The organism is Breoghania sp. L-A4, from assembly GCF_003432385.1.
Lineage (GTDB): Bacteria > Pseudomonadota > Alphaproteobacteria > Rhizobiales > Stappiaceae > Breoghania.
Genome location: NZ_CP031841.1, coordinates 4,266,551 through 4,289,345, shown reverse-complemented (window position 1 = coordinate 4,289,345; position 22,795 = coordinate 4,266,551). Strand labels below are relative to the sequence as shown.

Genomic DNA, 22,795 nt, shown 5'->3' with positions numbered 1-22,795 from the left:
TTGCGGCAGGCTTGCGGCTTGAGGGGCTTGCCATTCCCTCCGGTTTCGCGTTCCATGCGTCTGCCGTAGCGTTATTTTTGGCGCGGCGGCACTCCGGAATGCCTAGCGTCCGCCGCGCCCGGACGCATGTTCGGCCGGCCCGGATCTTGGGGCAGACCTTCTTTTGTCGCGCCTGTTTCGGGCACGCATTCGTTTTGAACCGGCTTTGCCGGAGACTGAATTTTCGACTTCAGGGAGGAGAATTGCATGCCCGACTCGACAACCGTGAACCCCCAGGTCACCGATGCCGTAACCCAGACCAACACCGGGGTGCTTGGCGAAGCCCCGGCCATGGCGATGGGGAATCTCTATCAGACGTTGGCCCATTCGACCGGGATCCTGATGGAAAACGCGGTCGCCGCGCAGCAGCAAGCCGCGGTGCTGGCGCAGGCTGCGGCGAACCAGGGCGTCATCCAGATCTACACGCTCAATGCGGCCACGATGAAAGTGGCCCAGTCAGATGTCCCCGACAACATGTTGTCGCTGCTCTCCGCTCTGCGGGCCACCACCGAGCCCAAGCCCAAATAGGCGTTCAGATCCGGCGAGACGAACACGCTCGCGTCACAATCCAGGGGAGACTTCATGCCCACTCAAACGAACGAAGCCGCGCAACCGTCCGAGGCGGACGAGGTGGTTCCGGCTCCGCAACGCGTCGCAGCGGCCGCGCTGATGCAGGTGCGCGCGCAGAGCGCCAATCTGTCGATGATCAACGCCGTGCAGGCGCAGCAGAACGCGTCCATCACGGCAAACGCCGCTGTCGTCAGCGCGGTGACGCGTATTCTCGCGGTGAGCGCCGTGGCGAAAGCGGGTGGCGAAGCCGCGGCGCGGCCGGCGAAAACCGCGTCCGGCAAACCTGCCCAGACCGCGGGTCAGAAGGCCGAGAAAGCAGGGAGTGCGTCTGTATGAGCCCCACGAAAACCCAACCGGACGAGTTGGCGGCGGCTTTCCACGAGAAGGTCGGCCTGGCACAAGATCTTGAGACCTCCGCCGTTCCCGGGCCGGCGGTGATGATCGAGCAGGCCGCCGCCATGGCCGTTCAGGATGCGGTTGCCCATTTGCGCAACACCCAGACCATTGCCAATGCGGTGCTGGGGGTGGCGGAGGAAATGCTGCTGCGCGACGGGGACGGCCCGCAAGCCAACGAGGCGGTGGCCCTGGCGCAGAGCGCCGTCGACTCGGCCACATTGAATGTTGAAAGGATCAGCGCGCTGGCGGCGGCGATGATCGGCAAGAACGCCGCCGGCTGATCGCGCATGCGACCGGCGGCTCCGTTTTGACACGCACGGCGACGGCTGCCTCTGGCGCTCGGGCACATGCGGGTCTATATCTGCTTCTGGCGTCGCTGCGCGGTGCGTTTGAGACACAATCCCCGGGGCCTTAATGATCCCCACGGGAGCTGTTCCTGACCGGGCCCGTGGGCCCGGACACACGGCGCCCACCTACGTTGTAGGTTCCCGGGATCACAACCTCGGACGGCCGAGGCGGCTTCGCCAACCTGTTGCCCTCGCCCTTTCCGGCGCCTCTTGCCCGCGGTGATCGTCGCGGGCACGCCGAACCACCACTCTCCCAGGACGGATCTCGTGACCGACGCCGCTGTCATCGCTTCGAAGGACGCGCTGCGGCGGGAGGCGCTTGGCCGTCGCGGCGCTCTCGGCCCGCAGGTGCGTATCGAGGGCTCGCTGGCGCTCATGGACCATCTCGACAGCCTTGATCTGCCCCAGGGCGCTATTGTTTCCGGATTCTGGCCGATTTTTGACGAGATCGACCCGCGCCCCCTGATGCACGCCATCGGCCAGCGTGGGCACCGGCTGTGCCTGCCGGTCGTCCGCCAGCCGCACATGATCTTTCGCGAGCTCTCGCCCGAGACCGAGCTGGTGCCTGCCGGCTTCGGCACATCCGAACCGTCGGAGGCGTCCGAGGAACTGCAGCCCGACGTGCTCTTGGTGCCGCTTGCGGCGTTTGACCGGCGGGGCAATCGCATCGGCTACGGCAAGGGGCATTATGACAAGGCGATCGCCAAACTTGAGGAAGCCGGCCCGCGCGTCTTGATCGGCATCGCCTTTTCGGTGCAGGAAGTGCAGGCCGTGCCGGACGAGCCGCACGACAAGCCTCTGGGCCGCGTGCTGACGGAGGCGGGACTCATCACCTGCTCCGGCCAAAAGGACTTGAGCGCAAGCACGGACACAAACTGATATGAGGCTGTTGTTCCTCGGTGACCTGGTCGGCAAGACCGGCCGCAACGCGGTGATCGAGCGGCTGCCGTCGCTGGTCGACGACCATGCGCTCGATTTCGTCATCGTCAACGGCGAGAACGCCGCCGGCGGCTTCGGCATTACCGAGGAGATCTGCCAGGACGTGATCGACGCGGGCGCGGATGTCGTGACGCTCGGCAACCACTCCTGGGATCAGCGCGAGGCGCTGGTGTTCATCGAGCGCCAGGACCGGCTGCTGCGGCCCGTCAACTATCCCAAGGGCACGCCCGGACGCGGCGCCAATCTCTACAATGCGCGCAACGGCGCGCGCGTGCTTGTGATGAACGTCATGGGCCGCATCTACATGGACGCGCTCGACGATCCCTTCGCCGCGGTGGAGCGCGAATTGGATGCCTGCCCGATGGGCGAGGTGGCCGACGCCGTGGTCATCGACATGCACGCGGAGGCCACCAGCGAGAAGCAGGCCATGGGCCATTTTCTCGACGGCCGGGTCAGCCTCGTCGTCGGCACCCACACCCATGTGCCCACCGCCGACCACCAGATTCTTGCCCACGGCACCGCCTATATGTCGGACGCCGGCATGTGCGGCGACTACGACGGCGTGCTGGGCATGGACAAGGAGGAGCCGATCAACCGGTTCCTGCGCAAGATCCCCGGCGCGCGCTTTCAGCCGGCCACCGGCGAGGCGACGATCTGCGGCGTCGCCGTGGAGGTTGATCTCAACACCGGGCTGGCCACCCATATCGCGCCGCTGCGGCTCGGGCCGAACCTGTCCGAGACCATCCCGGATTTCTGGAACTGAGTTTTACGGAAGGCGCGGCGGGTGCGCGCGAGGCGTGCGCAGCGCTGGATTTCGCGTTCATCCCGGCTTATAAGCGGCCGACCGTTTCAATCCCGGGACCTGGTTGAGGCGCGGAGACATTTGTCTCTGCCGGCCCTCGACACGGCTCCCGCCCGGAGGCAGGGCCGCGAAGGCTCACGTTAAAGCAGAGACAACCATGGCCGGACATTCGAAATTCAAGAACATCCAGCACCGCAAGGGCCGCCAGGACGCGGTGCGGGCGAAGCATTTCTCAAAACTGTCGAAGGAAATCACCGTGGCCGCCAAGGTCGGCGGGCCGGATCCGGACGGCAACCCGCGCCTGCGCCTGGCGATCCAGAACGCCCGTGGACAGTCGGTGCCCAAGGATAACATCGAGCGCGCGATTTCCAAGTCGCAGATGGGCGATGCCAGCGATTATGAGGAAATCCGCTACGAGGGTTATGGCCCGGGCGGCACGGCGGTGATCGTCGAGGTGCTGACCGACAACCGCAATCGCTCCGCCTCCAATGTGCGCTCCACCTTCTCCAAGAACGGCGGAACGCTGGGCGAGACGGGCTCCGTCTCCTTCATGTTCGATCGCATCGGCGAGATCGTTTACAAGCCCGAGGCCGGCGACGCGGACACCGTGCTGGAACAGGCGGTCGAGGCCGGCGCCGAGGACGTGCAGTCGGACGAGGACGGCCACACGATCACCTGCGCCTTCGAGGATCTCGGCGACGTGTCCAAGGCGCTCGAAGCCGCGCTGGGCGAGGCGGAATCGGTGAAGATGATCTGGCGCGCGCAGAACGACATCGAGGTCGACGAGGAAAAGGCGGCCACGCTGATGAAGCTGATCGAGACGCTCGAGGACGATGATGACGTGCAAAACGTCTACACCAACTTCGAGGTCTCCGATGAGGTGATGGCGAAGCTCACGGCCGCCTGAACGATACGGTTTACGTGGAATTGAAAAAGGGCGGACCCATCCGGCGCCCGTCCTTTTTCACTGCGGGCGCGGAGCGCTACTGCGTGTACCCCTGATAGCCGCTTTGCGAACATGCCAGATCGATGACGCCGTTGCTGCCTGGCGACAGTGTCCAGGTCCAGCTTGCCGCGGTCGATTTGTCGTCCTCCGTGCGATAGTTGCAGGCTGGCATGACGACATTTCCATAGCAGTAACCTGACGCTGAATTCGACTGGCAGCTTTCGCTTTCGCCGGCATCAAGCAACGACTGGCAACTGCTGTCGATCGAGACGTTCATGGCGCTGGGCATGCAAAGGATGTTGCCAATATTTTTCGGGATCGATGACTGATCGTCGGTCACCGTGCAGGATGGTTTGCTGCCCGTCGTGCACGAGTGGAATGCGGCGCCGAGATCCGACGTCCGGATGCCGATTTCGATGTTGCTGTTCGAGAAATTATTCAGCGTCACCTTTGCCGAGACCTCCTGGCTGTCGGCGAGAGCCGGGCCTGCCATGATGGTGATAACGCAGGCGACGAGGCATTTGATTGCGGTATTGCGCATGTCCGTCTCCAAGAATTGTTGAGTGAATAAACTTACGTAACGGAATTTACGCGTGGTCTTGATGATGCCCGGTGAGATTTCTCACTCTGCCGATCTGAAGGCAGGTTTGCCGTGGCACCCAGTAGAACGCCGGCAGCGCGCCGATCGCCGCCAGGAAACAGGCTGCGCGCCTTTCCGCTTTTAGGCGGCTAGTCCGTAGCGAGCGGCCGTTCATAGATGGCGGCGGGAATGCCGGTGCGGCCGCCGCAATCCTTCGTCTCGCCGACCTTTTCAAACCCGTGTGCCCGATAGAAGCCGATGGCCTTCTCGTTGGCCGGCTCCACCTCAAGCCTCAGGGCGTTGGCGTCTGGAAAGGCGTCGATGATCTCGCCGAGGAGCGCTGCGCCTATTCGCTGCCCCTGGCAGTCGGGGTGGACGTAAAGCTGGTGCAGCGTGACCCGCTTCGTCTGCTGATCGGACCACGCCGCAAAGGCGACACCGCCGATGCGCGTGCCATCGTCGGCGACGATGAATTCCGACGCCAGTTGCGTGAGCTTCGCCTCCAGGGACTGGCGCGAATGCCACGATGCGGTGATCTCCGCGACCCTGTCGGGTCCGTAGATTGCGTCATAGGTGTCGTGCCAGGTTTCCGACAGGAGCGCCAAGATGGCCTCAAGGTCCTGCTTTCCGGCGGTACGTACGAAGAACATGTGACTTCCGGTTCCGTTCGATAAATCCGTCATCACGCTTTTACATCAGATGAGTGTGATTTGCGCTGAACAGCCATCGCACTGATGTTCGGGGACGATCCGTGTCTGCGGCGCGGCCGTCGCCTATCTGAGCACGCCGTCCAGCACCGGCAGCGAGCCGATCGCGGCAATCGCCACCATTCCGTAGGCGACGAGGCGGAAAAGCCGTTCTGATGAGCGCGAGAAGAAATGCGAGCCGCAATAGAGCGCCAGCGCGTTGACCGGCATGATGATCACCAGTGTCTTGGCGACATCCAGCGTGAACAGCCCGTTCCACCAGTAGGCGGCCAATGCGCCGAAACTGGCCAGCGCGAAATAGACGATCAGGTTGGCGCGGATGATGATCGCGGGCTGCGGGCCGCTCATCCAGAAGGCGACCACGGGCGGTCCGGCGACCTGCGACACGCCGCTGAGAAAACCGGAGGTCGCGCCGACGCCCAGCGAGACGGGCAGGGTCGGCGCGCCCTTGTAGCGCCAGCCGGAAATCAGCAGCCCCAGCAGCGCCAGCACCAGGATCGAGATCCCCCAGCGCATCGTCAACTGGTCGGCATTGGCCAGCATCAGCGCGCCCAGCGGCACGGTCAGCAGCGCGCCGACGAAGGCCGGCAGCACCGTGCGCCAGTCGCAGATCCGTGCCGCGCGCAGCGCCATCGGCATGGTCAGCACATCATCCATGACGAGGAAGGCGGCCGCGGCGATCTTCGGGTCGATGACGATGCTGGCCACCGGCATGAAGATCATCGCCGCGCCAAAGCCCGCGAAGCCGCGCACGGCCCCGCCGATCATCGCCGCGACAAGAATGGTCAGCACGGCCGGATCCGAGAAATCCGGCATGAGGTCCGCGATCATGGACGGGGTGTCACTTCAAATGGGTGGCGTGAAGGCAACCGGATCCTCCAGACCCGGAAAAAGGCGGAGGGTCGCGAAACCGGGGATCGATCCGGGAGGGCAGGCCGCGCGCCGGCAGGATTTCGGCGCGCGGTCTTGAACGTACCGGGACGGCGCGCGTCAGTCCGCGCCGTTGACCTTGAGCAGTTCGACCTCGAAGCTCAGTGTCGCATTCGGCGGGATGACGCCGCCGGCGCCCCTGGTGCCGTAGCCAAGCGCCGGAGGGATCGTCAGTTCGCGCTTGCCGCCGACCCGCATGCCGGCGACGCCCTGGTCCCAGCCCTTGATGACCTGTCCGGCGCCCAGGGTGAACCGGAACGGCTCACCGCGATCGCGGCTTGAGTCGAACTTGGTCGAGTCCGCCAGCCAACCGGTGTAGTGCACGGACACCAGATCGCCGGTCGTGGCTTTCGTGCCGGTGCCGACATCGATTTCCTTGATCTTGAGATCGGCCGCGACGGCGGGCACGCCGATCAGGGCGGCGCCGACCAGGGTCGCGAAAAATGCTTTCAACATGTTGGTATGTCCTCGTTCCCATATGTCATGCATGAGTGGCAGATGCGTGCCCAATAGGCCGGTGGAAGTCAAGCAGGCCGTGCCGCGCAAAGCAGGCCGCCGCGCCGTCCGCTTGTGTCGCCGGCCACATTTCAGGCAAGGGCCAGGCGCGCTATTGCACGGTGCCAGGCAGGATAATCTGGCGTTCACGCGGTTTCGTTGTTACCCCTTTGTTCTATGAACACCACGATTCGAATCCTCGGTATCGATCCGGGCCTGCGTAATACGGGATGGGGCGTCATCGACGTCACCGGCACGAACCTGAAGTTCGTGGCCTCGGGCACGGTCGTATCGACGTCGAGCCGCGCGCTGGCCGACCGGCTGGTGCAGTTGCACGACGGACTGGTGAACGTGCTGGAAACCCATCGCCCGGATGAGGCGGCGGTTGAGCAGACCTTCGTCAACAAGGACGCCAACGCGACGCTGAAGCTTGGCCAGGCGCGTGGAATCGCCATGCTGGTGCCGGCCATTGCCGGGCTGGTGGTGGGCGAATATCTGCCGAACCTCGTCAAGAAGACCGTCGTCGGAGCGGGCCACGCCGACAAGAAGCAGATCCGCATGATGGTGAAGGTCCTGATGCCGAAGGCGACGTTCAATTCCGACGACGCGGCCGATGCTCTCGCCATCGCCATCTGTCACGCGCAACATCGCGGGCGGCCGCCGCGCACGCGCGTCTGGCGGAGAGGATCGGGCAATGAGACAGAGGCCACCGACGGCACGGCAATACGGATAGCGGGGTAGGGGCTTGATTGGCAAACTCAAGGGCGTCATCGACAGCTACGGCGAGGATTTCGTGATCCTCGACGTCCATGGCGTCGGCTATCACGTGCAATGTCCCTCCCGGGTGCTGCAGGGCCTGCCGCCGGTCGGCGAGGCGGCGGTCCTTTCCATCGAGACCTATGTGCGCGAGGACCAGATCCGGCTGTTCGGCTTTGCCTCCGATCTGGAGCGCGAGTGGTTCCGCATGCTGATGACGGTGCAGGGTGTGGGCGCCAAGGTGGCGCTCGGCATTCTCGGTATCCTCAAGCCCGGCGAGGTCGCCAACGCCATCGCGCTGCAGGACAAGGTCACCATCGCGCGCGCGCCGGGAGTCGGCAAGCGGGTCGCCGAGCGCATCGTCACCGAGCTCAAGGCCAAGGCCCCGGCCTTCGCGGATGCGGATAGCGGCACCGTCCAACTGGCGTCCGAGATCGCCGGGAAGACCGCCCCGCGCCCGGTGGCCGATGCTGTCTCCGCGCTTGTCAATCTAGGCTATGGGGGGCCGCAGGCCGCCGCCGCTGTCGCCAGCGCGCAGCGCAGCGCGGGTGAGGACGCGGGCACCGCCACGCTCATCCGTCTCGGCCTCAAGGAACTGTCGTCATGAGCGGGGACACATTGGTCTTTCCGCGAGCCATCGGCACGCGCGTCGTGCTTGGGGCGAGGCGCGTGCCGTACGGTCCCGGTGCGTGGCCCATCCTTCGAGACGGCGCTGGCGCGCCTCCTCAGGATGAGGTTGAGGGGGCGGCGAGCACTGTGTCGACATCGTTCTGGACGCGACCCTTCGGGATGGGGTGCGTGCGCAAGGCCGCTTTGTCATGCCCGCCAAACCCCCAACCTCATCCTGAGGAGCCCGTGGCACACGGGCGTCTCGAAGGATGGGCGGCAAACGCCGAACGCCCCACGAGCCGTCTCGAAACCGAGCCCGTTTCCCGCAATTCAACGCTGGGGCCCACCCATGAGCGATGATCGAGTCGTCACGCCCCGGGAACGCGGCGACGAGCCGGACAGCTCCATGCGGCCGCTGGCGCTCGGCGAGTTCGTCGGTCAGGCGCAGGCGCGCGCCAATCTGTCGGTGTTCATCGAGGCGGCCAAGGCGCGTGGCGAGGCGCTCGACCACGTGCTCTTCGTCGGTCCTCCCGGGCTGGGCAAGACCACGCTGGCGCAGATCATGGCGCGCGAATTGGGCGTGAGCTTTCGCGCCACCTCCGGCCCCGTCATCGCCAAGGCCGGGGACCTTGCGGCGTTGCTCACCAATCTCGAGGAACGCGACGTGCTGTTCATCGACGAGATTCACAGGCTCAGCCCGGCGGTGGAGGAAATTCTCTATCCCGCCATGGAAGACTTCCAGCTCGATCTGATCATCGGCGAGGGGCCGGCGGCGCGCTCGGTGAAGATCGATCTGTCGAAGTTCACGCTGGTCGCCGCCACCACCCGGCTCGGTCTGCTGACCACACCCTTGCGCGACCGCTTCGGCATTCCCGTGCGGTTGAATTTCTACACCGTCGAGGAACTGGAACTGATCGTGCGGCGCGGCGCGCGCATTCTCGGCATCGGGATGACGGACGATGGCGCCAACGAGATCGCCAAGCGCGCGCGCGGCACGCCGCGCATCGCCGGACGTCTGCTGCGCCGGGTGCGCGATTTCGCCGTTGTCGCCGGCCAGGACGCCGTGGACGCGAAGATCGCCGACAAGGCGCTCAACCAGCTCGAGGTCGACAAGGCCGGACTGGATTCACTTGATCGCCGCTACCTCTCAATGATCGCGGAGAATTTCGGTGGCGGCCCGGTCGGCATCGAGACGATCGCCGCGGGGTTGTCGGAGCCGCGCGACGCCATCGAGGACATCGTCGAGCCTTTCATGCTGCAGCAGGGGTTCATCCAGCGTACGCCGCGCGGCCGCCTGTTGATGCCCAAGAGCTTCGCCCATCTCGGCCTTGCCGTGCCGCCCGCCATCGCCACGCCGCAGATGGGACTGTTCCAGGAAGAGGCGCCGGACTGAGCGACTGATATTCCGCAACCAAATCCTCGCCCGGTCGTTTAAGATGCGACAATCGTCCGTGTATCGTCGCGCCTTTTCAGTTCCGCATCCCGGGCGCCGCCTTTGCTGCCGGGATGCGGCGCCACATTCCAGGAGAATTTCATGCTCATCACCTCCGCGCATATCGCGCCGCTCGTCGCCCTCATCGCCGGCATCCTGATCCTGCTGATGCCGCGGCTGCTCAGCTTCATCGTGGCGATCTATCTCATCATCACCGGCCTGATCGGCTTGGGCGTTCTCACGAAGATCATCGCCTGACGCTGTTGTACCTTGTCGTTTCCGCCCTTGACGTGGCGTCTTGATGGACGCGCGAACGGTGTTTGCGCGGTCTTCATGCTGCGGTTGTTTCCTGCTGCGGAAGATGCGTCCAAGGGGCGGAAATTTTTCAAATTGTGCAAAGTACGTACAATATCGTATTGATATCAGGAGGATGCGAGGATTGTGACGTCTCGCGAATGCTCCTGTCTTAAGTCTTCCTTTTTGATTTCCGCGCTATTTGGAAACCTGAATTCGGGAGGTTTTCATGCTGCGCAATCGACTTTCGACAAAGCTGGTGCTCTTGTTTCTTGCCGGGGCCATCGTGCTGTGTTCCGCGCTGGTGCTGACGGCATCGCAACTGGCCAGTTCCGTTGCCAATGAGCAGGCTGACAAGGCGCTGACAAGCGCCACGATCGGCAAGCGCAAGTCCATGTCGCTCGCCATGCAGCAGATCGGCGACGGCGTGCGCAACTATGTCTCCCTGCCGGCGGCCAAGGACAGCATCCTGAAGATGGGTGCCGGCTGGAAGAACCTGAAGGAAAACCAGAGCGCCCAGCTGCGCGAGATGTTCATCGCCAAGAACCCGCATCCGGATGGCGAGCGCCATTTGCTGATGGAGCCGGAGGCCAAGAACTACTACACGAGCTCGCACGTGATTATTCACGATGCCATCGGCGCGCTGGTCGGACAGGGACTATTCAGCGATGTGGCCATCGGCAACACCGACGCAAACATCGTCTACAGCTACCGCAAGGGTGAGGACTTCGCCCGCGCCGTCGCGGCGCCGGAGCTCGCGGACAACGCGGTGAGCATCGCGCTCAAGCCGCTGTATGCGGCGGCGGCTGACGAAACGCTCAAGCCGGACAGCCTCTTCTTCTCCGGATTTCAGGTCTCACAGGCGGGCGATGTCTCCGCCGTCGTTTCGGCGCCGGTGTTCTATCTCGACAGATTTTTCGGCGCGCTCGCCTTCACCATCAAGATGGACAGGCTCGCGGCGATTCTGAACGACGCGACCGGTATCGGTGAAACCGAACGCACGATGCTCGTCAATGGCGACGGCATGGCGATCCGTTTTGCCACGGACGGTTCGGATGCGGCAGCGACAGTTCTCAAGTTCGAGGAGATCCGCCTCGCTGACGATGCTGTGTCGATCGATGGTCGGGAGTGGCGGTTTCATTCGGCCATCGAAAGTTTCCTCGGCAAGCAGTTCACCGTTGTCGAAGCGGTCACCCTGGACGAATTGTCCGAGGCGGCATCGACGATTACCACCGGCGTTTCCATCGCCGGGCTGTTGTGCCTGTTGCCGATCATCGGTCTGATGTGGTGGCTGGCGACGCGGATGTTCGCGCCGCTCGCGGCCCTGTCCGTTGTCTCCAAGCGGATCGCGGAAGGTGATCTCTCGGCAGAGATCAAGAGCGCCGACCGGGCCGACGAAATCGGCGAGATGGCGCGCAGCGTCGCGATTTTCCAGAAGAACTCGCTTGAGCGCGAGCGTTTGGCGGAAGAAAGAAAGGCCGGGCACATCGCGCGGGAAACGCGCGAAAAGGCCATCGACTCGATGATCCAGTCGTTCCGCGCGGAGGTTCAGTCGGTGTTGGAGATGGTCGAGGACAATTTCGAGAAGGTCGCCGTCACGGCGGTGGGGCTCACCGAACGTTCGGCCACGGCTGCGGCGCGTGGCGCCGAAGCGGTGCAGGAATCCGAGCGCGCCTCGCACAACGTGCAGGCCGTCGCCTCGGCCACCGAGGAGCTCAACGCCTCGATCGAGGAAATTTCGCGTCAGGTCGCGACCACGGCGACGATCGTCGAGACGACCGCGACCAGCGCGTCGTCCTCCAACGCCAAGATCGGCGGCCTGGCCGAAGCCGCCAACCGCATCGGCGACGTGGTCAAGCTGATCTCCGATATCGCCGAACAGACCAATCTTCTGGCGCTCAATGCGACCATCGAGGCGGCGCGCGCGGGCGAAGCCGGCAGGGGGTTCGCCGTGGTGGCGGCGGAAGTGAAGGAACTTGCGTCGCAGACCGCGAAGGCGACCGAGGAAATCTCAAGCCAGATCGCCGGTATCCAGACGTCCACCAGCGAAGCGGTCGGCGAGATCGGTTCGGTGACCGAGGCCATCGACGAGGTCAACCGCTACACCGCGACAATCGCGGAAGCGGTGCGCGAACAGGGGTCCGCCACCAACGAGATCGCGCGCAATGTCTCGCAGGCGGCTCAAGGCACGCTGTTGGTAACCGAAGCCGTGTCCTCGCTCAACGGCGATGTCAGCGAAAGCTCCCGTTCGGCGGACGCCATGAGCGCGGTCACCAGGGACATGAAGCAGGCGTCCACGGCGCTGCGCACGTCCATCGACCGGTTCCTGACCGACGTCGCGGCGGCGTAAAACCGTCCCACATCGCGCACGGCCAACAGACGCTTGCCGGCGGATCATTCCGGCGGCGGCGGTTTTGCGTCGGGCGAAACGGGATTGCAGTCGGCATTCCTCGAGCAGCTCTTGTATTCTGGAACATACGGTCCACATTGGAGTCATGAGCACCGGAACATCATCGCGACAGCACCACAAGCCCCAATGCGGGCCCGGGCGTCCGCGCGCCTTTGACGAGGCGACGGCGCTGAAGGCGGCGCTTGAGCTGTTCTGGCGCCAGGGCTATGAGGCAAGCTCGATCGCTGCGCTCACCGAAGCAATGGGCATCAGCCGTTCGTCGTTCTACGGCTGCTTCGGTTCCAAACACGACGTGCTGATGGCCGCTTTGCAGAGTTATTCCGACGCGGCTTACGCGGCGCTTTCGCAGATGGCGGACGGTCCCGCCGCGGAGGCCGTGCCGCGCATGATCACAGCGCTTGCGGATCCGACCGGCGGCGAGCGTGGCTGCATGTTCGCCAACACGGTGTCCGAAGTCGCGCCGCACGCACCGGATGTGGCGGATCTCAGCCGCCGGCATCTGGCGCGGATCGAGGCTCTCTTCGCCCGGGCGCTTTCGCCGGATGATCCCGATGGAGCGGCCGACCGGGCTGGCGCCATCGTGGCGCTGGGCCTCGGCATCATCGTCCTGAGAAAGGCCGGCGTGCCCTCGGCGCGACTGGAAGCCATGCTCGATCAGGGCCGCGCCCTCATCGGCACTCAGGCAAGCTAGGGGACGGAACCGCCCAAACACGCCCGACTTGCGCCGAATAATGGAACGATCGGTTCAATAATACGTTGACTGTTGCAGACCAAAAGGACCTGACATGACCCAAGCAAAGCTCTTCACCCCCATCAAGGCCGGCGACATCGCGCTCGCCAACCGTGTCGTCATGGCGCCGCTCACTCGCAACCGGGCGCGGGCCGAGGACGACGCGGCCTATGAACTTCATGCCGAGTATTATTCCCAGCGCGCCGGCGCCGGGCTGCTGATCACCGAGGGCACCCAGATCAGTCCGGAAGGCAAGGGCTACGCCTGGACGCCCGGGATCTATTCCGAAGCCCAGGTCGCAGGCTGGAAAAAGGTTACCGATGCGGTGCATCTCAAGGGTGGCAGGATCGTCGCCCAGATCTGGCACGTGGGACGCATCTCGCACACCTCGCTGCTTGACGGTCAGCCCCCCGTGGCGCCCTCGGCAATCGCGGCCGCGTCGCGCACTTTCGACGGCACGGGTTTTGTCGAGACCTCCACGCCGCGCGCGCTGGAACTGACCGAGATCTCGCGCGTCATCGAGGACTACCGCAAGGCGGCGCGCAACGCCGATGCCGCAGGCTTTGACGGCGTGGAGATTCACGCCGCCAACGGCTATCTGCTCGACCAGTTCATGCGCGATGGCTCCAACAAGCGCACCGACGCCTATGGCGGCTCGCTGGAAAACCGCGTGCGTCTGCTTGGCGAGGTCGTCGAGGCCGTGGTGGAGGTTCTTGGCGCCGGACGCGTCGGCGTGCGGTTGAGCCCGTTCTCGAACGCCAATGCGATCGAGGACAGCGACCCGGTCGCCCTGGCGACCGCGGCGGTCGATCGCATCAGCGGTCTTGGTCTCGCCTTCCTGCATATGGTCGAAGGCCAGACCGGCGGCGACCGCGCGCTGCCCGAGGGTGCGGATCTCGCGGCGTTGAAAGCGCGCTTCGATGGTCTTTACATGGCCAACAACGGCTATGACCGCCAGATGGCGCTGGATGCGGTAGAAGAGGGCCGGGCGGATCTCGTCGCCTTCGGCAAGCTCTATATCGCCAACCCGGATCTGGCCGAGCGGCTGGAGAAGGACGCTCCGCTCAACGCCTGGGACGGCGATACCTTCTATGGCGGTGGCCGCGAGGGCTACACGGATTATCCGTTCCTCGACGACAAGGCCGCCTGACCACTCCGCGGCTGTTGAACAGATCGTCCGCCCGGAAAGTCTTCGGGCGGACGTTTTGCGTTTGGCGCGCTATCCCCGACCGTCAGACGGCACAGCACGATGTTGTCACGTTCGAGATCCGGGCCCCAGATGAATTTCGCCGACCGCGACCAGCGGATCCGGTTGTAGCCGTCCTTCGGGCTCACGCTGCTTTTCGAATGGGTTGAGGCCTTGCGCCAGCGCGAGTCGTCGAAGCCCGGCGCGGTCCAGTTGCTCGGCCGGCTGACGACCTTTTGCTTGCATGCACCCTTGTTGACGGTCGGATTGCGCTCCCTGGCGCACGACTTGTCGACGGGCGCGTGCTGCACGGTCAGACACCGCCAGGAACTGTTCGTGACCGCCATCACCTTGCCTGTCTTGGTATCCGTGAACTGGGCGATTGCGCCGCCGTCGCCCATCTGCTGCCGGCGGGTGCCGATGTATTCGAGCCCGGTTTCATTCTGCATGAAATCGCGAAATTCGAAGGCAAGCGTGACCGGCAATTTGGTCTTGAAGGTGAAACGCTCGGCGTTGAACGAACGTTCGGTGCGGATCGAAACGCTGTCCTGGGCCACTTTCTTGCCGTTCGCGTAGAATTGGAACCAGTTGTCGACCCAGACCTCGCCGGACAGGGTCACGGACGCATTTTGCGCATGGGCGGCCGGCGGTGCGAAGGCAGCGAACAGGTACGCGACAAACAGGACGGCGCGCGCCGGATGATGGAAAATTGGCATGGCTTGTGCTCGTTGAAAGGACCTTGGTGTTTTTGCGGATGCCTCAGGTTTAGCAAAGCCGGGCGCGATAATCATCTTTTTTGCGAGTTGGACTTGGAGACAACCGGCCATGGTCTGTCTTGCGGCGCCGGGTGGTGGCGCCCGGCGACGATCGGTGCCTGAAGACACCCGGGCGGCTTGACGGGGCCGCCCGATTGCCGGATGACGCGGGATCGATGCCATGGGCGGGGTTCGCCCGGCACACAGGAGGAGTGGACGCATGACCGGACCCGATGACCGCTGGCCGGATCTCGCCGGCGCCCTGACCGGCGAGGGGCACCTCCTGGCCGTGCGCGTCTACTATGAGGACACGGATTTCTCCGGCGTCGTCTATCATGCGTCGTACTTGCGGTTCATGGAGCGGGGCCGTTCCGATTTCCTGCGCCTGTGCGGCATTCATCACAACCAACTCGACGCAGGCCTTGCCGGCGAGCGTCTGGCGTTTGCCGTGCGGCACATGGACATCGATTTTCTCAAGCCCGCTCGCATCGATGACGTGCTCGAAGTGCACACCGTGTGCGAGCAGGCGCGCGGCGCGCGGCTGGTGCTTGCCCAGGAAGTGCGGCGCGGGGCCGAGGTGCTGATCAAGGCGCGGGTCACGGCGGCGGTGATCAACGCGGAGGGAAAACCGCGCCGCATGCCGAAGGACCTGGCAGCGCGCCTGCAGCAATAGCCGGCCAGGTGGCCATTCCGTCCGTCATCGCGCGAAATTCCGTCGTAAGACCAAGGGAAACGCTTGGATCCGGCGCGATTTTAAGTCTTCCGTAACCATAACGATGGCTTTGTAGACGTGGTGTTCGCCGCGGGATCTGCGTGCGATGCCGCATGCCCGGTGCAGGGGTCGATCGGACAGGAACCCGCGATTCAGCCCCGGTTTCGCCAAATTCCATCGCCACAGAAGCAGGCGAGAAGGCCGGATGCGCGTTTGAGCCGTTGATGGTTTGAAGCGAAGAACGGTCCAGCCATGTCCCGGCGCTGGCCACGGACAAGAGGTCCCTTGAATGATATCCGCAGCCTTTGCGCAAACTGAACTCGCCGCGCCCAACGGCGATATTTCTTTTCTGTCCCTGTTTCTGGAAGCGCATATCGTCGTTCAGCTTGTCATGGTTGGACTGATGGTGGCGTCCGTCTGGTGCTGGGCGATCATTGTCGACAAGGCCATCCTGTATGCGCGCACGCGCCGGCAGATGAACCGCTTCGAGACGGTGTTCTGGTCGGGCCAGTCGCTGGAGGATCTCTACCAGACACTGTCCAATCGCTCGAACCACGCCATGGCGGCGCTGTTTGTCGCCGCGATGCGCGAATGGAAGCGCAGCCACGAAGGCGCCCGTCCGGCGATCCACAGCCTGCAGCAGCGCATCGACCGGGTGATGAACGTGACCATCACCCGCGAGATGGAGCGGCTGGAGGGACGGCTCCTGGTGCTGGCGACGGTGGGTTCGGCTGCGCCGTTCATCGGCCTGTTCGGCACGGTCTGGGGCATCATGACGGCGTTCCAGGCCATTGCCGCGTCCAAGAACACCAATCTGGCCGTCGTGGCGCCGGGCATCGCGGAAGCGCTGTTCGCCACCGCGCTTGGCCTCTTGGCGGCCATTCCCGCGGTCATCGCCTACAACAAGTTCTCCGGTGAGAGCGGCAAGCTGGCCAGCCGGCTGGAAGGCTTTGCCGACGAGTTCTCCGCCATCCTGTCCCGCCAAATCGACGAACGGATGTGAACTGAATCATGGGAGCACAAATGGGAACGGGCGGGGGACGGAGTTCGCGGCGCGGCCGCGGCCGCCGTCATCAGCCAATGAGCGAGATCAACGTCACGCCGTTTGTCGACGTGATGCTGGTGCTCTTGATCATCTTCATGGTGGCCGCGCCCCTGCTGACGGTTGGCGTGCCCATTGATCTGCCCCAATCGCGTGCCAAACCGCTGCAAGGTGACAGCGAGCCGATCACCATTTCGGTGAAGAATGACGGTGGGGTGTTCATCCAGGATACGGAAATCGATCCGACGGAAATTGTCGAAAAGCTGATCGCGATCGCCGCCAATGGGTACGAAGAGCGCATCTATGTGCGCGGCGACCGGGACGCGGATTACGGAACGGTGATGCGGATCATGGGACGAATCAATGCGGCCGGATTCACGCGCATCGGTCTGGTGACGCTTGAGGAGCAGGGCAACTGACCATGCGCGCGGGGTTCGTGGCATCGGCGGTGGGTCATCTGGCCATTCTCGCATGGGGGCTCGTGGCGCTTCCGGCGGCGGAGCGCTTTGAGGTGGCCAACGTCGAGTCCCTGCCCGTTGATCTGGTGCCCATCGAGGACATAACGCGTCTGCGCATCGGCGCGCGGGATGCCGAACAACGCGAGGAAGCCCGGCCGGAGCCGGCAAAGAAGCCGTCCGAAACACCGACAGAGGCCGAAAAGCCCGGCGACACGCCCGCCAGGGAGGCGACGAACGCCCCGCCGCCCGCGCCGGAACCCGCGCCCGAGCCTGTCGCCGAACCGGCGCCCACACCCGAGCCGGAGCCTGTCAGCGAACCTGCGCCCGCGCCGGAACCGCAGGCGGAGCCCGAGCCGGCGAAGGAGCCCGTTGTCGAGGCGGCCAAGCCGGAGCCGGTGCCCGAGCCCGTGAAGGTCACGCCGCGCACCAAGCCGACGCCGCCGAAACCGGTGCAGGTCGCCAAGGCGATGCCGCAGACGCCGCGGACCCCGGATACGCCCGAGAAGCCGGAGAAGAAATTCGATCCCAACAACATCGCGGCGCTGCTCAACAAGGTCGAGCCGCGCGGCGGAGCGGCCGAGCCAAGCCCGGAGCCCGCGTCGCTGGGCAGCCAGCTGTCGAAGGACACCGGCCGGCTGACGGCCAGCGAAATGGAGTTGCTGATTACAAAGATCCGTCAGAGGTTTTACTACTGGGGCGACGACTATCCGGACGATCTGAATATCACGATCCAGTTCAGCCTGTCCCAGGACGGGCGCCTTGTGGGGCGGCCGCAGGTCATCAATTCGCATTCGTATCCGAAATTCGACGCGCTGGCCCGGGCGGCCGTGACTGCGGTCAGCCGGGTCGACCAGGAAGAGACGTTCGCGTTCCTGCCGCGCGACAAATTCGGCGGTGTGAACGGTTGGAGCACTGTGGTGGTCAATTTCTATCCGAAGCAGGCCTATTGAGCGCGCTCCGATTTGAACGAAGCGGCGAGGCGCGCGTTGATTGGCTGCAGGGACGAGAAACGCGAAGACGACACGAGGTATCTGTCGATGATGCAGTTTAGTAAATTTGGCCGGATGACCGGCGCGAGCGGGCTCTTCGCGGCCCGGGTGGCGCGCACGCTGGCGCTGGCGGTCCTGATGGCGGCGGCGCTGGCGCGGCCGGCCAGTGCGTTGGTGGAAATCGATATTCGCGGCGGCAACATCGAGCCGCTGCCGATCGCCATTCCGACCTTTGGCGGCGTGGATTCGAAGATCTCCGCCGATATTGTCGGTGTGGTTGTGGCGGATCTGAAACGCTCCGGCCTGTTCCGCCCGCTCGATCCGAAGAGCTTCATCCAGAAAGACATGGACGTGAACACCCAGCCGCGTTTCGGCGACTGGCGGATCATTGCGGCCCAGGCTCTGGTGTCCGGCACCATCACCACCCAGGGCGACGGTCGATTGCGTGCGGAATTCCGCCTGTGGGACGTCTTCGCCGGCGAACAGATGGTGGGTCAGCAGTATTTCACCACGCCCAAGCACTGGCGGCGGCTGGCGCATATCATCGCGGACGCGATCTACGAGCGGCTGACCGGCGAGAAGGGCTATTTCGACACGCGCGTCGTCTTCATCGACGAGACCGGTCCGAAGGACAAGCGTGTCAAGCGGCTGGCGATCATGGATCAGGACGGCGCCAACGTGCGCTATCTGACGTCCGGCGACGATCTGGTGCTGACGCCTCGGTTCTCGCCGACCAGCCAGGAAGTCACCTACATGTCCTATGCGGGCGGCGAGCCGCGCGTGTATCTGCTCAATATCGAGACGGGTCAGCGCGAGGTTGTCGGCAACTTCCCCAACATGACCTTTGCGCCCCGGTTCTCGCCGGATGGCCAGCGCATCGTCATGAGCCTGCAGCAGGAGGGCAACGCCAACATCTACCTGATGGACCTGCGTTCGCGCAACAAGACGCGGCTGACCAATTCGGCTTCCATCGACACCAGTCCGTCCTATTCGCCCGATGGCAGTCAGATCGTCTTTGAATCCGACCGTGGCGGCAGCCAGCAGCTCTACGTGATGAATGCCGACGGCAGCGCGCCCAACCGGATCAGCTTTGGGCCGGGTCACTACTCCACCCCGTGTGGTCGCCGCGCGGCGATCTCATCGCCTTTACCAAGCAGCACCAGGGCCGCTTCATGATCGGCGTCATGCGGCCCGACGGCTCGGGTGAGCGGATCCTCACGGAAGGCTTCCACAACGAGGGACCGACATGGGCGCCCAACGGCCGGGTGCTGATGTTCTTCCGCGACACGCCGGGCGCCAATGGCGGGCCGCAATTGTGGACCGTGGATCTTACCGGGTACAATGAACAGCGCGTGGGCACGGCGGCTTTCGCCTCCGACCCCGCCTGGTCGCCCTTGATCGAATAGGGTCGGGGGCCTACCCTCGCACGAACACGAGACGGCGGCGAAACGGCCGTCCGTCTCGGAAAATGAAAATCGGCGTCGTCGCGGATTAATGTTTGGTTAACCATTTCCGCCAACGGCTGCTTAACCATCCCGCGATAGGGTATCTTTAACCCTAGAGGGGCGGTGGGGGTCAGGAGTTGCGGGAATTATGAAGACGAACGGGACTTTCATGCGTGGAATTCGATTTGTCGCGCTTGTCGCGGCCGCTCTCAGTGTTGCTGCCTGCGCGCAGACTCGACCGGACAGCATTGCCAACAGCGCGGTTACGCCGGGCACGGCGCAGGACTTTGTCGTCAACGTGGGCGATCGCGTGCTTTTCACGGTCGATAGCTCGGACCTGACGCCGGAAGGTCGCGCAACGCTCGATCTTCAGGCGCGCTGGTTGCAGAAGTATTCGAAATACGCCGTCACGATCGAAGGCCACGCCGACGAGCGCGGCACGCGACAGTACAACATCGCGCTGGGCGCCCGCCGGGCGACAGCCGCGCGGGACTATCTGGTCAGCCAGGGTGTCCCGGCAACCCGGATGCGGACGATCTCCTACGGCAAGGAACGCCCCGTGGCGGTGTGCAACGACATCTCCTGCTGGTCGCAGAACCGCCGCGCGGTGACCGTGATCAACAACGCGGGAAGCTGATCGAACGGATCGCCTGACGCATTCAATACTACGAACCGGCGGCCTTTCGGCCGCCGGTTTTTTTGTGCCCGGATTTCCGGCAAGCATCCGGACGCGGCGCGGCGCGTCAAATTTTAGCCGAAGTCCCGGCGACTTATGCTAGGTCATGGTATCGCGCAGACAGCCACGGAAGTACGAGATGCAGATGAACGTTTATCTACGCGCCCTTGCCGGAATGCTTCTGGCGGCGATGCTGGCGACGCCGGCGATGGCGCAGGGTGGGTTTTTCGGTTCCTCGTCGCGCAACGAAGGGGAAGCGGTGGTCCGGATCAACCGCGTCGAGGAGCAAATGCGGGCGCTGACCGGCCAGATCGAGGAACTGAGCCACCAGGTGCGCGAGCTTCAGGATCAGCTCAGGCGCGCGCAGGAAGACACCGAGTTCCGGTTCCAGGAACTGGAAGGCGGAGGCGCCCCGCGCAGCCGTTCCGAGGTGAGCCCGTCCCAGAGCCCGCAAGGCTCTCAGGGCAACATCAACACCGCGGGCTCGGCGCAACTTGGCGCGCCGCCCCAGTCGCTCGGTGAAATCGAGCAGCGTGAGGCCGCACGCACCGGCGGCGGTGATCTTCCGCTCCCCTCGGGCCGGCCTCTTGATCTTTCCGCTCTCGCCACCGGCTCGGCGAATGCCGGAGGGCGGCCGGGCGAGGCGCTTCCCGGCGTGCGCGGCTCCGACGACCCGGCGGCCACGGATGGCGACGCCATCGGCCAGCTTGTTCTGGCCCCGACCACGGGGATTGCGCGCGATGACTACGATCGCGCCTACAATCAGGTGCTGAACGGCGATTATGCGCAGGCCATCCAGAGCTTTCAGCAGTTCCTCAACGATTATCCCGATGATCCGCTGGCCTCGAACGCGCAATACTGGATGGGCGAGAGCTACTACGGCAGCGGCCAGTACCGCGAGGCGGCGGACGCGTTTCTCAAGACCTATACGGACTACCCCGAAACCGGGAAGGCGCCCGACAGCCTGCTGAAGCTCGGCTTGTCGCTTGGCAGCCTCGGTCAGGGTGATGCGGCTTGCGCCACCTATTCCGAGCTTCTGGCCAAATATCCCGATGGCGCGCCGGCGGTGCTCAACCGCGCGCGGGCGGAGCAGAAGAGTGCCGGTTGTTCCTGACGCGCCGGGGCCGTCTGACGGCCCGCTCGCGGAACACGAGATCGACGCCGTGTTCGCGCCGCTTCGGCAATGTCGAAAACTGGCGCTGGCCGTCTCCGGCGGCGCGGATTCCTCCGCTCTTCTGCATTTTTTCCAGCAATGGCGATCCCGGCAGGCGCGCGTGCCCGACGCAATCGTCTTCACCGTCGATCACGGGCTGCGGCCGGAGGCGGCCGATGAGGCGCTTGCCGTCGCCCGGCGTTGCGCTTTCTGCGGCCTTGAACACCGTATTTTGCGCTGGGAGGGCGACAAGCCCGCCTCCGGCATCCAGAAGGCGGCGCGCGACGCGCGGTTCGCGCTGATGCGCGACGCGATGCGTGCCTGCGGCGCCGACGCGCTGGTGCTGGCCCATCATCGCGACGATCAGGCGGAAACCTTTCTCGACAGGCTGGCGCGCGGCAGCGGCGCCTACGGGCTCGCGGCCATGGCGCCATCAAGCACGCGTGACGGCGTGACCATCTGCAGGCCGCTTCTGGATCTGCCCAAGGCGCGGCTGGTCGCGAGCCTGCGCGCCGCGAATCTGGACTGGTGCGAGGATCCCTCCAATGCCGATCCGCGATATCGCCGGGTTGCCATGCGCGCGCTGCTGCCGGTGCTGGAGGAGGCGGGGCTGGGCGCGGAGCGTCTGGCGGCGACCGCGCGGTCGATGAAGCGGGCGGCCGACGCGCTGGACAGCTGGGTCGGCGCGGTGATGCGCGCGCATGTGGAGCGCCATGAGGCCGGTCCGTGCCGCTTTGATCTTACGGCGCTTGAAGGACTGCCGGAGGAGATCGTGTTGCGGCTGTTCGCGCGGCTGGTGCGCGATTGCTCCGGCGCGGCATACGTTCCGCGGCTGAGCGCGCTCGAGGGTGCCGTCGCCGCGCTGACGGATCCCTCCGGTGAGGCATCGGTGACGCGGACGCTTGGCGACTGTCTCCTGCTGCGCCGCAAGGGCGCGGTGCTGATCTGCCGCGAGGCCGGACGCAACCCGCCGCGGGCGCTCGATCTGGCGCCCGGCGAGCGCGGCGTCTGGGACCGGCGTTTCCAGGTCTCGCTGGAAGAGGCTGCCTCGGAGGGCGTGCGGGTCGCGGCGCTGGGGAAGGCGGCTTGCGTCGTGCGGGCCTGGATCCGCAGGACGGCTGGCCGCGCGCGGTGTTCGACAGCGCGCCCGCGATCTTCGCCGGCGGCGCGCTTGTGGCGTTGCCGGGGTTCGTCCTGCCGGCGCGCGCGCAGGCGGATGCGGAGCCATGGCGGGGGCTGGTGCACGCGCGACGCGTTGCCGCAAATGACGGCGCGGCTGGCGCGCCGCATCGTTGAATTCACAGAGGGTCTTGTGAATTTTAACGAAGGGCGCGGTATCCTGCCGCCTCTTAACAAAAAAAAGACATGAACCCATTCATCATGCGCGTCTTGTCCGC

General features: G+C 64.8%; 25 protein-coding genes, 1 other RNA gene and 1 pseudogene. 22 read left to right on the top strand and 5 right to left on the bottom strand.

The features are described from left to right. Positions 1-246 precede the first annotated feature (246 nt). From D1F64_RS19630 to D1F64_RS19600, 7 genes are all read left to right on the top strand, one after another. Positions 247-567, top strand: coding sequence for a RebB family R body protein (locus D1F64_RS19630; RefSeq protein WP_117413797.1), 321 nt, complete (start codon positions 247-249; stop codon positions 565-567). Between the two features lie 54 nt (positions 568-621). After that, positions 622-945 carry a RebB family R body protein gene (locus D1F64_RS19625; RefSeq protein ID WP_117413796.1) on the top strand — a complete coding sequence of 108 codons (324 nt, stop codon included), beginning with the start codon at positions 622-624 and terminating at the stop codon, positions 943-945. Further along, positions 942-1,286, top strand: a complete 345-nt coding sequence (locus D1F64_RS19620) for a hypothetical protein (RefSeq protein WP_117413795.1) — start codon at positions 942-944, stop codon at positions 1,284-1,286. Before D1F64_RS19625 ends, D1F64_RS19620 begins: the two co-directional genes overlap by 4 nt. Positions 1,287-1,375: 89 nt before the next feature. Then, positions 1,376-1,531, top strand: a non-coding RNA gene (gene ssrS / locus D1F64_RS19615) — 6S RNA. Between the two features lie 88 nt (positions 1,532-1,619). Further along, positions 1,620-2,231 (top strand): 5-formyltetrahydrofolate cyclo-ligase, encoded by a 612-nt coding sequence (locus tag D1F64_RS19610; protein ID WP_117413794.1) that lies wholly within the window; start codon positions 1,620-1,622, stop codon positions 2,229-2,231. 1 nt (position 2,232) lies between these two features. Continuing rightward, on the top strand, positions 2,233-3,054 hold the full coding sequence (locus tag D1F64_RS19605) for a TIGR00282 family metallophosphoesterase (RefSeq protein ID WP_117413793.1): 822 nt from the start codon (positions 2,233-2,235) through the stop codon (positions 3,052-3,054). Positions 3,055-3,250: 196 nt separating this feature from the next. Further along, complete coding sequence (locus D1F64_RS19600; RefSeq protein ID WP_117413792.1) at positions 3,251-4,000, top strand: YebC/PmpR family DNA-binding transcriptional regulator; 750 nt, start codon at positions 3,251-3,253, stop codon at positions 3,998-4,000. 76 nt (positions 4,001-4,076) lie between these two features. Here the strand turns inward: D1F64_RS19600 and D1F64_RS19595 are convergent, their stop codons facing one another. The 4 genes from D1F64_RS19595 to D1F64_RS19580 form a co-directional block, all read right to left on the bottom strand. Then, complete coding sequence (locus D1F64_RS19595; protein ID WP_117413791.1) at positions 4,077-4,580, bottom strand: hypothetical protein; 504 nt, start codon at positions 4,578-4,580, stop codon at positions 4,077-4,079. Between the two features lie 188 nt (positions 4,581-4,768). After that, positions 4,769-5,269 carry an N-acetyltransferase gene (locus D1F64_RS19590; protein ID WP_117413790.1) on the bottom strand — a complete coding sequence of 167 codons (501 nt, stop codon included), beginning with the start codon at positions 5,267-5,269 and terminating at the stop codon, positions 4,769-4,771. Positions 5,270-5,392: 123 nt separating this feature from the next. Further along, a complete protein-coding gene (locus D1F64_RS19585) occupies positions 5,393-6,157 on the bottom strand; it encodes a sulfite exporter TauE/SafE family protein (protein ID WP_205470545.1) in 765 nt (254 codons plus the stop codon). Between the two features lie 159 nt (positions 6,158-6,316). Then, positions 6,317-6,712, bottom strand: coding sequence for an FKBP-type peptidyl-prolyl cis-trans isomerase (locus D1F64_RS19580; RefSeq protein ID WP_117413789.1), 396 nt, complete (start codon positions 6,710-6,712; stop codon positions 6,317-6,319). Between the two features lie 216 nt (positions 6,713-6,928). Between D1F64_RS19580 and ruvC the strand changes: the two genes are divergently transcribed. The 7 genes from ruvC to D1F64_RS19545 all read left to right on the top strand — a co-directional run bounded on the left by ruvC (position 6,929) and on the right by D1F64_RS19545 (position 14,132). Next, complete coding sequence (gene ruvC, locus D1F64_RS19575) at positions 6,929-7,492, top strand: crossover junction endodeoxyribonuclease RuvC (protein WP_117413788.1); 564 nt, start codon at positions 6,929-6,931, stop codon at positions 7,490-7,492. A 4-nt stretch (positions 7,493-7,496) separates the two neighbouring features. Next, complete coding sequence (gene ruvA, locus D1F64_RS19570; RefSeq protein WP_117413787.1) at positions 7,497-8,114, top strand: Holliday junction branch migration protein RuvA; 618 nt, start codon at positions 7,497-7,499, stop codon at positions 8,112-8,114. Positions 8,115-8,465: 351 nt separating this feature from the next. Further along, positions 8,466-9,509 (top strand): Holliday junction branch migration DNA helicase RuvB, encoded by a 1,044-nt coding sequence (gene ruvB / locus D1F64_RS19565; RefSeq protein ID WP_117413786.1) that lies wholly within the window; start codon positions 8,466-8,468, stop codon positions 9,507-9,509. Between the two features lie 141 nt (positions 9,510-9,650). After that, the gene (locus tag D1F64_RS19560) at positions 9,651-9,806 is read left to right on the top strand and encodes a DUF3096 domain-containing protein (RefSeq protein WP_117414733.1); all 156 of its coding nucleotides are present in this window, start codon (positions 9,651-9,653) and stop codon (positions 9,804-9,806) included. Between the two features lie 265 nt (positions 9,807-10,071). Beyond that, positions 10,072-12,192 carry a methyl-accepting chemotaxis protein gene (locus tag D1F64_RS19555; protein WP_117413785.1) on the top strand — a complete coding sequence of 707 codons (2,121 nt, stop codon included), beginning with the start codon at positions 10,072-10,074 and terminating at the stop codon, positions 12,190-12,192. Between the two features lie 145 nt (positions 12,193-12,337). Continuing rightward, the gene (locus tag D1F64_RS19550) at positions 12,338-12,943 is read left to right on the top strand and encodes a TetR/AcrR family transcriptional regulator (RefSeq protein ID WP_117413784.1); all 606 of its coding nucleotides are present in this window, start codon (positions 12,338-12,340) and stop codon (positions 12,941-12,943) included. A gap of 94 nt (positions 12,944-13,037) precedes the next feature. Continuing rightward, the gene (locus D1F64_RS19545) at positions 13,038-14,132 is read left to right on the top strand and encodes an alkene reductase (protein WP_117413783.1); all 1,095 of its coding nucleotides are present in this window, start codon (positions 13,038-13,040) and stop codon (positions 14,130-14,132) included. On the opposite strand, the gene D1F64_RS24025 is transcribed toward D1F64_RS19545, so the two are convergent. Beyond that, a complete protein-coding gene (locus tag D1F64_RS24025) occupies positions 14,102-15,106 on the bottom strand; it encodes a hypothetical protein (RefSeq protein ID WP_205470544.1) in 1,005 nt (334 codons plus the stop codon). The genes D1F64_RS19545 and D1F64_RS24025 overlap by 31 nt on opposite strands. A gap of 37 nt (positions 15,107-15,143) precedes the next feature. On the opposite strand from D1F64_RS24025, the gene ybgC reads away from it, so the two are divergent. The 8 genes and pseudogenes from ybgC to tilS all read left to right on the top strand — a co-directional run bounded on the left by ybgC (position 15,144) and on the right by tilS (position 22,767). After that, on the top strand, positions 15,144-15,596 hold the full coding sequence (ybgC, locus tag D1F64_RS19535) for a tol-pal system-associated acyl-CoA thioesterase (protein ID WP_117413782.1): 453 nt from the start codon (positions 15,144-15,146) through the stop codon (positions 15,594-15,596). A 328-nt stretch (positions 15,597-15,924) separates the two neighbouring features. Continuing rightward, entirely contained in the window at positions 15,925-16,638 is a 714-nt protein-coding gene (gene tolQ / locus D1F64_RS19530; protein WP_117413781.1) for a protein TolQ, read from the top strand. A gap of 8 nt (positions 16,639-16,646) precedes the next feature. Then, on the top strand, positions 16,647-17,096 hold the full coding sequence (gene tolR / locus D1F64_RS19525; RefSeq protein ID WP_117413780.1) for a protein TolR: 450 nt from the start codon (positions 16,647-16,649) through the stop codon (positions 17,094-17,096). 2 nt (positions 17,097-17,098) lie between these two features. Further along, entirely contained in the window at positions 17,099-18,085 is a 987-nt protein-coding gene (locus D1F64_RS19520) for a cell envelope biogenesis protein TolA (protein ID WP_117413779.1), read from the top strand. 177 nt (positions 18,086-18,262) lie between these two features. After that, a pseudogene (gene tolB, locus D1F64_RS19515) lies at positions 18,263-19,530 on the top strand (Tol-Pal system beta propeller repeat protein TolB). A 208-nt stretch (positions 19,531-19,738) separates the two neighbouring features. Beyond that, on the top strand, positions 19,739-20,206 hold the full coding sequence (pal, locus tag D1F64_RS19510) for a peptidoglycan-associated lipoprotein Pal (protein WP_248304520.1): 468 nt from the start codon (positions 19,739-19,741) through the stop codon (positions 20,204-20,206). Positions 20,207-20,384: 178 nt separating this feature from the next. Next, complete coding sequence (gene ybgF, locus D1F64_RS19505) at positions 20,385-21,359, top strand: tol-pal system protein YbgF (protein ID WP_205470543.1); 975 nt, start codon at positions 20,385-20,387, stop codon at positions 21,357-21,359. Beyond that, positions 21,343-22,767 carry a tRNA lysidine(34) synthetase TilS gene (tilS, locus tag D1F64_RS19500; RefSeq protein ID WP_162901666.1) on the top strand — a complete coding sequence of 475 codons (1,425 nt, stop codon included), beginning with the start codon at positions 21,343-21,345 and terminating at the stop codon, positions 22,765-22,767. Before ybgF ends, tilS begins: the two co-directional genes overlap by 17 nt. Positions 22,768-22,795 lie beyond the last annotated feature (28 nt).

Bases quoted from the DNA above. Each gene is read 5' to 3' on its own strand.
- D1F64_RS19605 (WP_117413793.1), top strand. From the start codon at position 2,233: ATGAGGCTGTTGTTCCTCGGTGACCTGGTCGGCAAGACCGGCCGCAAC.
- D1F64_RS19595 (WP_117413791.1), bottom strand. From the start codon at position 4,580: ATGCGCAATACCGCAATCAAATGCCTCGTCGCCTGCGTTATCACCATC.
- D1F64_RS19585 (WP_205470545.1), bottom strand. From the start codon at position 6,157: ATGATCGCGGACCTCATGCCGGATTTCTCGGATCCGGCCGTGCTGACC.
- D1F64_RS19545 (WP_117413783.1), top strand. From the start codon at position 13,038: ATGACCCAAGCAAAGCTCTTCACCCCCATCAAGGCCGGCGACATCGCG.
- D1F64_RS24025 (WP_205470544.1), bottom strand. From the start codon at position 15,106: ATGGCATCGATCCCGCGTCATCCGGCAATCGGGCGGCCCCGTCAAGCC.
- D1F64_RS19550 (WP_117413784.1), top strand. From the start codon at position 12,338: ATGAGCACCGGAACATCATCGCGACAGCACCACAAGCCCCAATGCGGG.
- tolR (WP_117413780.1), top strand. From the start codon at position 16,647: ATGGGAGCACAAATGGGAACGGGCGGGGGACGGAGTTCGCGGCGCGGC.
- ruvB (WP_117413786.1), top strand. From the start codon at position 8,466: ATGAGCGATGATCGAGTCGTCACGCCCCGGGAACGCGGCGACGAGCCG.
- D1F64_RS19600 (WP_117413792.1), top strand. From the start codon at position 3,251: ATGGCCGGACATTCGAAATTCAAGAACATCCAGCACCGCAAGGGCCGC.
- D1F64_RS19560 (WP_117414733.1), top strand. From the start codon at position 9,651: ATGCTCATCACCTCCGCGCATATCGCGCCGCTCGTCGCCCTCATCGCC.
- pal (WP_248304520.1), top strand. From the start codon at position 19,739: ATGCGTGGAATTCGATTTGTCGCGCTTGTCGCGGCCGCTCTCAGTGTT.
- D1F64_RS19580 (WP_117413789.1), bottom strand. From the start codon at position 6,712: ATGTTGAAAGCATTTTTCGCGACCCTGGTCGGCGCCGCCCTGATCGGC.
- D1F64_RS19620 (WP_117413795.1), top strand. From the start codon at position 942: ATGAGCCCCACGAAAACCCAACCGGACGAGTTGGCGGCGGCTTTCCAC.
- D1F64_RS19520 (WP_117413779.1), top strand. From the start codon at position 17,099: ATGCGCGCGGGGTTCGTGGCATCGGCGGTGGGTCATCTGGCCATTCTC.
- ybgF (WP_205470543.1), top strand. From the start codon at position 20,385: ATGCAGATGAACGTTTATCTACGCGCCCTTGCCGGAATGCTTCTGGCG.
- D1F64_RS19555 (WP_117413785.1), top strand. From the start codon at position 10,072: ATGCTGCGCAATCGACTTTCGACAAAGCTGGTGCTCTTGTTTCTTGCC.
- D1F64_RS19630 (WP_117413797.1), top strand. From the start codon at position 247: ATGCCCGACTCGACAACCGTGAACCCCCAGGTCACCGATGCCGTAACC.
- D1F64_RS19590 (WP_117413790.1), bottom strand. From the start codon at position 5,269: ATGTTCTTCGTACGTACCGCCGGAAAGCAGGACCTTGAGGCCATCTTG.
- ruvC (WP_117413788.1), top strand. From the start codon at position 6,929: ATGAACACCACGATTCGAATCCTCGGTATCGATCCGGGCCTGCGTAAT.
- D1F64_RS19625 (WP_117413796.1), top strand. From the start codon at position 622: ATGCCCACTCAAACGAACGAAGCCGCGCAACCGTCCGAGGCGGACGAG.
- tolQ (WP_117413781.1), top strand. From the start codon at position 15,925: ATGATATCCGCAGCCTTTGCGCAAACTGAACTCGCCGCGCCCAACGGC.
- ybgC (WP_117413782.1), top strand. From the start codon at position 15,144: ATGACCGGACCCGATGACCGCTGGCCGGATCTCGCCGGCGCCCTGACC.